The 10897-nt window shown below is 64.5% G+C and carries 11 protein-coding genes; 5 read left to right on the forward strand and 6 right to left on the reverse strand.

Translation table 11 applies throughout. The features are described from left to right. Positions 1-43 precede the first annotated feature (43 nt). Positions 44-949, forward strand: a complete 906-nt coding sequence (locus SB822_RS43070) for a LysR family transcriptional regulator (RefSeq protein ID WP_007743063.1) — start codon at positions 44-46, stop codon at positions 947-949. Positions 950-998: 49 nt separating this feature from the next. Here SB822_RS43070 and SB822_RS43075 read toward each other — a convergent pair whose 3' ends face one another. The 3 genes from SB822_RS43075 to SB822_RS43085 form a co-directional block, all read right to left on the reverse strand. Next, complete coding sequence (locus SB822_RS43075; protein ID WP_035538619.1) at positions 999-1370, reverse strand: PRC-barrel domain-containing protein; 372 nt, start codon at positions 1368-1370, stop codon at positions 999-1001. An 80-nt stretch (positions 1371-1450) separates the two neighbouring features. Next, complete coding sequence (locus tag SB822_RS43080) at positions 1451-1606, reverse strand: hypothetical protein (RefSeq protein ID WP_007743066.1); 156 nt, start codon at positions 1604-1606, stop codon at positions 1451-1453. Between the two features lie 86 nt (positions 1607-1692). Next, the gene (locus SB822_RS43085) at positions 1693-2469 is read right to left on the reverse strand and encodes a TetR/AcrR family transcriptional regulator (RefSeq protein ID WP_009769699.1); all 777 of its coding nucleotides are present in this window, start codon (positions 2467-2469) and stop codon (positions 1693-1695) included. A gap of 299 nt (positions 2470-2768) precedes the next feature. Here SB822_RS43085 and SB822_RS43090 point away from each other — a divergent pair, with 299 nt between their 5' ends. Genes SB822_RS43090 through SB822_RS43105 form a run of 4 tightly spaced genes read left to right on the forward strand, consistent with a single transcriptional unit; the run spans position 2769 to position 8456 of the window. Continuing rightward, complete coding sequence (locus SB822_RS43090; protein WP_007743071.1) at positions 2769-3950, forward strand: isovaleryl-CoA dehydrogenase; 1182 nt, start codon at positions 2769-2771, stop codon at positions 3948-3950. 18 nt (positions 3951-3968) lie between these two features. Then, complete coding sequence (locus tag SB822_RS43095; protein ID WP_007743072.1) at positions 3969-5576, forward strand: carboxyl transferase domain-containing protein; 1608 nt, start codon at positions 3969-3971, stop codon at positions 5574-5576. Between the two features lie 28 nt (positions 5577-5604). Further along, positions 5605-6390 (forward strand): enoyl-CoA hydratase/isomerase family protein, encoded by a 786-nt coding sequence (locus tag SB822_RS43100; protein WP_007743073.1) that lies wholly within the window; start codon positions 5605-5607, stop codon positions 6388-6390. Between the two features lie 53 nt (positions 6391-6443). After that, positions 6444-8456, forward strand: coding sequence for an acetyl/propionyl/methylcrotonyl-CoA carboxylase subunit alpha (locus tag SB822_RS43105; RefSeq protein ID WP_410857535.1), 2013 nt, complete (start codon positions 6444-6446; stop codon positions 8454-8456). A gap of 22 nt (positions 8457-8478) precedes the next feature. On the opposite strand, the gene SB822_RS43110 is transcribed toward SB822_RS43105, so the two are convergent. The 3 genes from SB822_RS43110 to SB822_RS43120 all read right to left on the reverse strand — a co-directional run. After that, positions 8479-9267 carry a phosphate/phosphite/phosphonate ABC transporter substrate-binding protein gene (locus SB822_RS43110; protein ID WP_007743075.1) on the reverse strand — a complete coding sequence of 263 codons (789 nt, stop codon included), beginning with the start codon at positions 9265-9267 and terminating at the stop codon, positions 8479-8481. Positions 9268-9393: 126 nt separating this feature from the next. Next, on the reverse strand, positions 9394-10575 hold the full coding sequence (locus SB822_RS43115) for a glycosyltransferase family 9 protein (protein ID WP_410857536.1): 1182 nt from the start codon (positions 10573-10575) through the stop codon (positions 9394-9396). Between the two features lie 86 nt (positions 10576-10661). Beyond that, positions 10662-10897: hypothetical protein (locus tag SB822_RS43120; protein WP_410857537.1), on the reverse strand; the 236-nt coding region annotated here is incomplete at its 5' end.

Here is a 10897-nt window from a genome sequence, read left to right on the forward strand (position 1 = left end):
ATTCCCATGAATGCGGCCAGAATGGAACCAATCAGGCGGCACGATGATTGATCGCCTCGACGGCGTGGCGACCTTTGTGCAGGTCGTCGAGGCGGGAAGTTTCGCGCTGGCGGCCGAACGGCTGAACCTGACGCGCTCGGCCGTCGGCAAGGTGATTGCGCGCCTGGAGACGCGGCTCGGCGTGCGCCTGATCCATCGCACGACGCGCAGCCAGAGCCTCACGGAAGACGGCCAGGCGTACTACGAGCGTTGCGTGCGCGCACTCGCCGAACTCGAAGCGGCCGAGGCCGAACTCGAAGGCGGACGGCGCGCGCCGCGCGGACGGCTGCGCGTGAGCTTGCCGCTCGCGTTCGGGCAACTGTGCGTCGCGCCCGTGCTGATGAATCTGGCGCGCCGGCATCCGAAGCTGCAGATCGACATGTCGTTCAGCGACCGCATGGTCGATCTCGTCGAAGAAGGCTTCGATCTCGCCGTGCGGATCGGCGAGTTGCGCGATAGCACGAGTCTCGCCGCGCGGCGCCTGGGCGTGCAGTACACGAGCATCGGCGCGGCGCCATCGTATCTCGTGCGGTACGGCATGCCCGTCTCGCTCGACGAGATGGATGGGCGTGACGGCATCGTGTATGCGCGTGGCGGCGCGCTCGTGCCTTGGGATTTGCACGACGAGGCAGGGCAGGTGAAGCGCGTGAAGATCAACCCGCAACTGAGCATGGACGACGTGCAGGCGATTGCCGCGGCGGCGATCGCGGGCTTCGGGCTCGCGCGCATTCCGTCATGGCTGCTCGCGCGTTACGTGAAGTCGGGCGAACTCGTGCTGGTCAAGGGGCGCTGTAGCTTGCCGCCGCAGGAGATCAATGTCGTGTGGCCGCAAACGCGCTATATGGCGTCGAAAGTGCGTTGCGCGATTGACGCGCTCGTCGCTGAGATTCCCGCGCTGATCGACGAATGAATATGGCCGCTTCGCAGGTTCGATGCGAAGCGGTCGAAGGTTTCCATGCTCAGTCAGGCGCGTACTTGAACTCGGGCAATGCTTCAAGCGACGACTTGGTCGCCTCCGGCATCGTCACCTGTTTGGCGGTGATCTGCAGATCGCTGAACGGCACGGCGACGTAGTGCTTGCCCATGCCGAGAAAGCCGCCCACCGACAGAATCGCGAACGCGGTGTGATCGGACGGCGAGACGATCAGATCGTCGATGGTGCCGATCTTGTCCTTGTCGCGGTTATAAACGCTCGTTCCCGCGAGCTTCGAGGCGCGAAAGCCGCTGCCCGTCTGCATGACTTCCGTACGGCGTTCGGTGACGGATTGCGGCGAGCCTTGCGCGAGCGCTGTTGTCGAGATGAGCGCGGCCAGCAAGCTCGCGACGCCCATCTGGCATGTTCTGTTGAATACGTGTTGCACGATGATCCTCCCTCCCTGTCATTCGATGTTGTTGACGAACGGCGCCTGTTCTAGGGCTTGTCGTCTTCGTAATCGGGGTTGACGTCGGGATCGAGCGGCGGCGCGTCCGGGTCCTGCGACGGACCGACATCGGGCAGATCGGTCTGCACGACGTCGGACTGGTCGGGGCGGATCGGATTTTCGCCTTCGTTGGGCGTGGTTGACATGGCCGGGCCTCCTTGGGTTACGTTGCTGGCATCAACATCGTCAGCAAGTTGCGCACCCGGCCGGGCGCTCGGTGCTACGCGGAGGCTCAGGCGTCTTCGCCGGTATTGATACGTTCGGGCGCCGGTTGCTTCGCATTCTGCTGATGCGCGGCTTCCGCTTCGGCCAGGCGGCGCGCCGCTTCGCCCACTTCCTGGCGGAACTGCACGAGCGCGCTGAGCGACGCGTCGGGCGGCTGCAACGCGGACCACAGCACGTCGATCAGGCGGTCTGCCGTGGCGTCGATGTCGGTGCGGCGATTGCCGAGCGTCGCGTCCCACAGCACGTGTTCCATCGGGCCGAAGACGAGCGAGCGCAGCAGGCGCAGCGGCACGTCCGAGCGGATCTGGCCCGTCTGCTGGCCGTGCGACAGCACGCGCATCAGCGGCGCGGTATAGCGCCGTTGCAAGCCCGTCAGTTCTTCGCTGAGTTCGTGCTGACGGGTGCGGCCTTCCGACAGCACGAGCGCGCACAACCCCGTGCCATTGACCAGCATCAGCCGCAGATGCGTGCGCACGATGAACGCGAACTGCTGGCGGATGCTGCCGTCGCGCGGCAGGCCCGACTCGATTGCTTCGATGATCTCGTCGTACCAGTCGCCGATCACGCGCGCGCACAGCTCGCGCTTGCCGCGAAAGTAGCTGAACACCGTGGCCTCGGAAATGCCGAGCCGCTGCGCGATCTCTGCCGTCGTCGCGCGTTCGTAGCCCTTTTCGGAAAAGACGTCGCGGCCCGCCTGAAGGATCTCCTTCACACGTTGCTGCGACTTGCGGCCCGCCGGCTGGCGGCGCGATCCCGATACCTCGGCCCTTGCTACGCCCATCATATGAGTCCAGTTCAGATTTCGGAGCAGGAAGGCCCCGTTGCGGCCGATACTACCACGCTGGCAGGCCGTTCAGCGTGTACTTCACGGTTTTTGAGTGACACTCAAAAATACCGATTGACGCTTACGTAAATCTGGAGTGAAATGCGCTCTGTACTGCCGCGCGGTCGCACATGTCGTATGAATGACGATGGAAGCCAAATGCGCGGCGAACCAGCCGGCTGAGTCCGGCTCAGAAAAATTGCCTGATGCGAGGCGGCGCTGCACCGTGAGCCGCCCGCCCCGAACTCCTGGAGACACACATGAGCAACTTGCCCGGTTTGCAGTTCCCGCTTGGTGAAGAGATCGAGATGCTGCGCGACAGCCTCGCGTCGTTTGCGGCGAAGGAGATCGCGCCGCGTGCGGGCGAGATCGACCGCACCGACCAGTTCCCGATGGACCTGTGGAAGAAGTTCGGCGATCTGGGCGTGCTCGGCATGACGGTCTCCGAGGAATACGGCGGCGCGAACATGGGCTACACCGCGCACATGGTCGCGATGGAGGAAATCTCGCGCGCGTCGGCATCCGTCGGGCTGTCGTACGGCGCGCACTCGAATCTGTGCGTGAACCAGATTCACCGCAACGGCACCGCGGCGCAAAAAGAGAAGTACCTGCCGAAGCTGGTGTCGGGCGACCATATCGGCGCCCTGGCGATGAGCGAGCCGAACGCAGGCTCGGACGTGGTCAGCATGAAGCTGCGCGCCGAGAAGAAGGGCGACCGCTACGTGCTGAACGGCACGAAGATGTGGATCACGAACGGCCCGGACTGCGACACGCTCGTCGTCTACGCGAAGACGGATATCGAAGCCGGTCCGCGCGGCATCACGGCGTTTATCGTCGAGAAGGGCATGAAGGGCTTTTCCGTCGCGCAAAAGCTCGACAAGCTCGGAATGCGCGGCTCGCACACGGGCGAACTGGTGTTCGAGAACGTCGAAGTGCCGGAAGAGAACATTCTGGGTGAGCTGAACGGCGGCGTGAAGGTGCTGATGAGCGGCCTCGACTACGAGCGCGCCGTGCTCGCGGGTGGCCCGACGGGCATCATGCTGGCGGTGATGGATTCTGTTGTGCCGTACATCCACGACCGCAAGCAGTTCGGTCAGTCGATCGGCGAATTCCAGCTGATCCAGGGCAAGGTCGCCGATCTGTACACCACGTTGCAGGCGTGCCGCGCGTATCTGTACGCGGTGGGCCGTCAGCTCGATACCATCGGTACGGCGCATGTGCGCCAGGTGCGCAAGGACTGCGCGGGCGTGATTCTCTACACGGCGGAAAAGGCCACGTGGATGGCGGGCGAGGCGATCCAGATTCTCGGCGGCAATGGTTACATCAACGAATATCCCGTGGGACGTCTGTGGCGCGATGCGAAGCTCTATGAAATCGGCGCGGGTACGAGCGAAATCCGCCGCATGCTGATCGGCCGCGAGCTGTTCGCGGAAACGATGTAATACGAGCCGAGACACAACATGCCGATCATCGAATCGAAGCTGAACCCGCGCTCCGACGATTTCCGCACCAACGCGGCCGCGCTCGAAGCGCTCGTCGAAGACCTGAAGGCGAAGATCAGCAAGCTCGCGCTGGGCGGCGGTCCCGCCGCGCGCGACAAGCACGTGTCGCGCGGCAAGCTGCTGCCGCGCGATCGCATCGCGCAACTGCTCGATCCGGGCACGCCGTTTCTCGAACTGTCGCAACTCGCGGCGTTCGGCATGTATCACGACGACGCGCCGGGCGCGGGCGTGATTACGGGCATCGGGCGCATCGCGGGCCAGGAGTGCGTGATCGTCTGCAACGACGCGACGGTGAAGGGCGGCACCTACTACCCCGTGACCGTGAAGAAGCACGTCCGCGCGCAGGAAATCGCCGAGGAAAACCGCTTGCCGTGCGTGTATCTCGTCGATTCGGGCGGCGCGAACCTGCCGAATCAGGACGAGGTGTTTCCCGACCGCGATCACTTCGGCCGCATCTTCTATAACCAGGCGAACCTGTCGGCGCAAGGTATTCCGCAGATCGCCGTTGTGATGGGCTCGTGCACGGCGGGCGGCGCGTATGTGCCCGCCATGAGCGACGAGTCGATCATCGTCAAGAATCAAGGCACGATTTTTCTGGGCGGCCCGCCTCTGGTCAAAGCGGCGACGGGCGAAGAGGTCAGCGCGGAAGATCTGGGCGGCGGCGACGTGCACACGCGTCTGTCGGGCGTCGTCGATCATCTCGCGCAAAACGACCCGCACGCGCTGGCGATTGCGCGCAGCATCGTCGGCAATCTGAACCGGCGCAAGGACGTGCCTGTCACGATGCAGGAACCGAAGCCGCCGCGCTACGACGAAAAGAGCATCTACGGCGTGATTCCCGTCGATACGCGCAAGCCCTTCGATATCCGTGAAGTGATCGCGCGTATCGTCGACGATTCCGCGTTCGACGAGTTCAAGGCGCGCTACGGCACGACGCTCGTATGCGGCTTCGCGCATATCTGGGGGCATCCCGTCGGCATCGTCGCGAACAACGGCATTCTGTTTTCCGAGTCGGCGTTGAAGGGCGCGCACTTCATCGAACTGTGCGCGCAGCGCAAGATTCCGCTCGTGTTCCTGCAGAACATCACGGGCTTCATGGTGGGCCGCAAGTACGAGAACGAAGGCATCGCGCGCAACGGCGCGAAGATGGTGACGGCCGTGGCGACCGCGAAGGTGCCGAAGTTCACGGTGATCATCGGTGGCTCGTTCGGCGCGGGCAACTACGGCATGTGCGGCCGCGCGTATTCGCCGCGCTTCCTGTGGATGTGGCCGAACGCGCGCATCTCGGTGATGGGCGGCGAGCAGGCGGCGTCCGTGCTCGCCACCGTCAAGCGCGACGGCATCGAAGGGAAGGGCGGCACGTGGACGGCCGAGCAGGAAGAGGCGTTCAAGCAGCCGATCCGCGAGCAATACGAGCATCAGGGGCATCCGTATTACGCGAGCGCCCGTCTGTGGGATGACGGCGTGATCGATCCTGCGCAGACGCGCGACGTGCTGGGCCTCGGCTTGTCAGCGGCGATGAACGCGCCGATCGAAGACACACGCTTCGGCGTGTTCCGCATGTAACGACGGCGCAGCGAAAGGAGTTTCGGCCATGCAATACGACAACCTGATCGTCGCGTTCGAGAGCGGGATCGCCACCGTCACGCTCAATCGCCCGGACGTGCGCAACGCGTTCAACGAAGCGATGATCGCGGAAGTCACGTCGGCATTTCGCGCGCTGAACGAGCGCGACGACGTGCGCGCCGTCGTGCTCGCGGCGAGCGGCAAGGCGTTCTGCGCAGGCGCGGACCTGAACTGGATGAAGAAGATGGCCGGTTACTCGGACGATGAGAACCGCGCCGACGCAATGCGTCTTGCCGACATGCTCGCGTCGATCTACCGCTGCAACAAGCCGGTGATCGCGCGCGTGAACGGCGACGCTTACGCGGGCGGCATGGGCCTGATCTCGGCGTGCGATATCGTCGTCGCCGTCGACAGCGCGAAGTTCTGCCTGTCCGAAGCGCGCCTCGGCTTGATTCCCGCGACGATCGCGCCGTACGTGATCCGCGCGCTCGGCGAGCAGGCGTCGCGCCGTTACTTCATGACGGCGGAAGCATTCGATTGCGCGACGGCTCATCGCTTGGGCTTCGTCGCCGAATGCGTGAGCGCGGACCGGCTCGACGAAACCGTGCAGCAACTCGCGGCTACGTTATGCGCGAACGGACCGCAAGCGGTGAAGGCGTGCAAGCAACTCGTGCACGATATCGCCGGCCGTGAAATCAGCGCGGCGTTGATCGAAGACACGGCCGCACGCATTGCGAAAACGCGCGCGGGCGCGGAAGGGCGCGAAGGCGTTGCGTCGTTTCTTGAGAAGCGCTCGCCTTCGTGGCGGGTTTAAAAGACGCGCTTGAACGTCGCCACGGCACAGAACAACACCCATCGAGACACCTCATGTTCAACAAGATCCTGATTGCGAACCGGGGCGAAATTGCCTGCCGCGTCGCCGCGACCTGCAAGCGGCTCGGCATCACGAGCGTCGCGGTCTATTCCGACGCCGACGCGAACGCGAAGCATGTCGCCGCGTGCGACGAAGCCGTGCATATCGGCGGCTCGACGGCGGCGGAAAGCTATCTGCGCGTCGAACGCATCATCGAGGCGGCAATCGCGACGGGCGCGCAGGCCGTGCACCCCGGCTACGGTTTTTTGTCGGAGAACGAGGACTTCGCGCACGCTTGCGAGAAGGCGGGCATCGCGTTCATCGGGCCGCCCGTCGAAGCGATTGCCGCGATGGGCTCGAAGGCCGCTGCGAAGGCGCTGATGCATTCGGCTGCCGTGCCGCTCGTGCCGGGCTATCACGGCGACGACCAGAACGCCGATCTGCTGCATCGCCAGGCCGATGAGATCGGCTATCCCGTGCTGCTGAAGGCGAGCGCGGGCGGCGGCGGCAAGGGCATGCGCGTGGTCACGCGCACCGAGGAATTCGACGCCGCGCTGGCGTCGTGCAAGCGCGAGGCCGCGAGCAGCTTCGGCAACGATCGCGTGCTGATCGAAAAGTATCTGACGCGTCCGCGTCACGTTGAAGTGCAGGTGTTCGCCGATAAGCATGGCGGTGCCGTTTATCTGTTCGACCGCGACTGTTCGGTGCAACGCCGTCACCAGAAAGTACTTGAAGAAGCACCCGCGCCCGGCTTGCAGCCGCATGTGCGGCGCGCGATGGGCGAGGCCGCTGTTGCGGCGGCGCGCGCGGTGAATTACGTCGGCGCGGGCACGGTCGAGTTCATCATGACGGAAGGCGGCGAGTTCTACTTCATGGAGATGAACACGCGTCTGCAGGTCGAGCATCCTGTGACGGAGATGGTGACGGGACTCGATCTCGTCGAATGGCAGTTGCGTGTCGCGGCGGGCGAGCCGCTGCCGCTCGCGCAGGATCAACTCAGAATCGAAGGCCATGCGATCGAGGCGCGCATCTACGCTGAACATCCGGCGCGCGGCTTCCTGCCGTCGACGGGTACGTTGAAGCATCTGCGCATGCCGGAAGGCGTGGAGTTTTCGCTTGGCGCGGGCGGCGAGCGCGCGCCCGTGCGTATCGACAGCGGCGTGCGCGAGGGCGATACGATCACGCCGTTCTACGATCCGATGATCGCGAAGCTGATCGTGCATGGCGCAAGCCGTGAAGAAGCGCTGAAGCGTATGAGCCAGGCGCTGCGCGGCTGTGAGGTGGTCGGCCCACATACGAACGTCGAATTCCTGCAGCGTATCGTCGCGAGCGTGCCGTTTTCGACGGGCGATCTCGATACGGGGTTGATCGAGCGTCATCACGATGCGCTGTTCGCACCTGTGAAAAAGCCGTTTGTCGAAGCGCTGGCACTCGCATGCGGCGCGCTGTTGACGCGCGAAGGCGGTGTCGCGCATGGCGCGTCGCCGTGGGATGCGCTGTCGCACTGGCGCCTGAACGGCGGTTATACGCAGACGCTCAACTGGCGCGACGTCGAGAAAGAGGCTGCGTTTACAGCGGTTTTCTCACGCGACGGCGATACGCGGACCCTCACGCACGATGGCCGCACCGAGCCGTTCAAGTGGTGGACGGGCGCGGGCCAGCATGAATATGGCGCGACGATCGGCGACGCGCATGTGACGGGCCGCGTGTTTATCGACGGCGATACGTTCCATGTGTTCTGCCGCGGCGACGCGCTCGCCTTCGAATGGCAGAACCTGCTCGCGCATGCAGCCGATGCCGAACATGGCGAAGGGCGTCTCACTGCGCCGATGCCGGGCAAGGTGATTGCGGTGCTGGTCGAACAGGGCGCAGTGGTGGAGAAAGGGCAGCCGCTGATCGTGATGGAAGCGATGAAGATGGAGCACACGATCGGCTCGCCCACGGCGGGCAAGGTGGCGGAGGTGTTGTACGCAGTTGGCGATCAGGTCACCGATGGTGCGCAGCTGTTGGTGCTGGACGTCGAATAAGGCGCTGGTTTTCGAGGAAGCGTCATGCGAGGCGCGCGTAGTTCGCTACGCGCGCCTCGTTTTCCATTTGACGGATGCTTTCGTATGCTTCGGGCGGCAAGCGCGAAAAGCCTTTGAGCTTGAGTCGTTGCGCGCGCTCGGGTTGCGCTGTGACGGCTTCGTCGAGCGCGTCGCGCAATGCGTCGGCCTGTTCAGGCGCGACATGCGTTGACGCAATCAACGGCAATCCCGGCGATGAGCGCGTGTAGCCGATTTCGCGCAAGCTGCCCGTCAGTTCCGGATACGCGTCGCGCGCGAAGGCCATCGTGACGCAATCGATCGCGGCAAGGTCCACGCGATCTTCGGCAATCGCGCGCAGCGAGCCGAGATGCGATCCCGTCTCTAGCGTTGCGCCGAAGAACCTGCCGTTCTTCGCATGCGGCGCAACGCTGTGCCGCAACGCGTTATAGCCGCTGTTCGAATCGGTGGAATTGAAGGCGGCGCGCGCGCCTCGACAGGCTTCGATCGAATCGAACTGGGCGTCATCACGCGTGACGAGCACGCTCGAATAGTTCGCACTCTCGCAGCCGGGCGCATCGAATCGTGGTGTCGCGATTAGTTGCACATGCTCGTGCAGCCCGAGCACGTACGGATAACCGCAGGTCTGCGACAGCAGCAAGTCGGCGCGTCGCCAGAACGCGTGCAGGTCGTCCGGTTCGACGATTACGGCGCGAGGGTCGACATTGCGCAGCACGTCCACGAGCAGCGCATGCCAGTCAGCGGCGAGCGCGGGCGAGACGTTGTACATCGGCAGGGCGGCGATCTGGTTCATGCAGGCGATTCTAAACGCGGATCGGTCTGCGGGCAGCGTGGTCCGTCACGCGATCGCCTTGTTGCGGCCATCGTGACGGCGCGGACGACGCTGAGCGGCATCGTTGACGAAACCGCGCTCGCGCCGTCAGGCCGCAGCGTCGAGGCTCGTGCGCGGCGCGTCCACTGTGGCGACGGACTGCAACACCGCTTGCGCCACGCGCCCGACCTCCGGCCATTCCTGCAACCGCTGACCGTCGACGGACTTCTCGGGCGTGACACTTACATAGGGCGGCGGATAACCCCATATCGCGTCGTGCACTTCCGGTTTCGTGACGCTGCCGCCGAGCACGGCGACCGTTGGACGGTGGAACGCAGCCGCCACGTGCATCAGCATCGTCGAGTTCGTCAGCACGACGTCCGCCTGTTCGACGAGCGCGAACATGACGCGCATCGGCACTTCGCCTGCAACGGAGCGAACGGACACGCCCGGACCGGCTACGGCGATGGCCTCGGCCGCGCGCGCCTGATCCGCCGCGCTGCCGACGATCACGACTTCGCACGCGTGGCCTTGCTGTTCCAGCGCCTGGGCGATTTGCGCGAGCGCCGCGCCGACTTCACGCGGGGGCCATGCCTTGGTGGGCACGCCGGCGCCGACGCCAGCGACGATGCGCACGGTGGGCCGACCTGCTGGCGGGTTTGTCATCCAGAGTTGCGTGGCGCGTGCGCGTTCGTCGGTGGTCAGAAATAGTTGCGGCCGCACTTCCGGCAACGCTGTCGCGCCGAGCAATTCGCCTTGCGCGAGCGCCGCGCGTCCGGCCTTGCGTCGCGCGTAGACGACGTGCGCCTGACAGCCGCTCCAGCCGCCGCGATAGCCGCGCACGCCGATGCGGTATCGGGCGCCGAGCCGCATCATCAGCAGCGCGCCCATATAGCTGCCTAGTACATCGATCGCGACGTCGAAGCCGCCCCGGGCGCGCAGCGCGTCGATCTGCGGGGACTTCCACAGGAAGCGCAAGACGTTCTTGTGCGACCGGTCCGCGACGATCTTGTTGTTCCAGGGCGCGTCGAGTTCGACGATTTCGTCGATATACGGATTGTTCTGCAGGATTGGACGGCCCCAGCTGCCGATACCGGCGATCAGGCGCGTCGACGGAAACTGCTTGCGCAGCGATTCGAAGAGCGGGGTGGTGGTGAGCAGTTCGCCGAAATCGTTGGGGCGTAGCACGAGGATTTCGCGTGGGGTGTCGCGACGCGGGTCGAAACGTGGCGGATGGAAGCGGGCCATCAGCCAGACTGGTGTTTCGATTAGCAGGTTTTTCCAGTCCATGGATCGCACTCTCCTGGCGTGCAAGGCTGCCGATATGCGGTTGATTGTGACGGGTTGTGGGCGTGGGGAAACGCCGAGGTTCCGGTTTATTCGGTCAATTCAGGGTGGTGGGGGTTTTTGCCATTGCGCTGGCATTCGCGGTGCGGTTGGTTTGGTTTTTTCGCTGGTATCCGGGTTTTGCCTTCGTGGCGCGGCTGGTTTGGTTTGCTCGTGTTTGCGCTGGCATCCGCGCTACGGTGTTTGCCGTTCAAGCGTCGCCCCTGTGCGGGGCGGCACCTACTTTTCTTTGCCGCCGCAAAGAAAAGTAGGCAAAAGAAAGCGG

Source organism: Paraburkholderia sp. SIMBA_054 (genome assembly GCF_046534875.1).
Taxonomy (GTDB): Bacteria; Pseudomonadota; Gammaproteobacteria; order Burkholderiales; family Burkholderiaceae; genus Paraburkholderia; species Paraburkholderia hospita.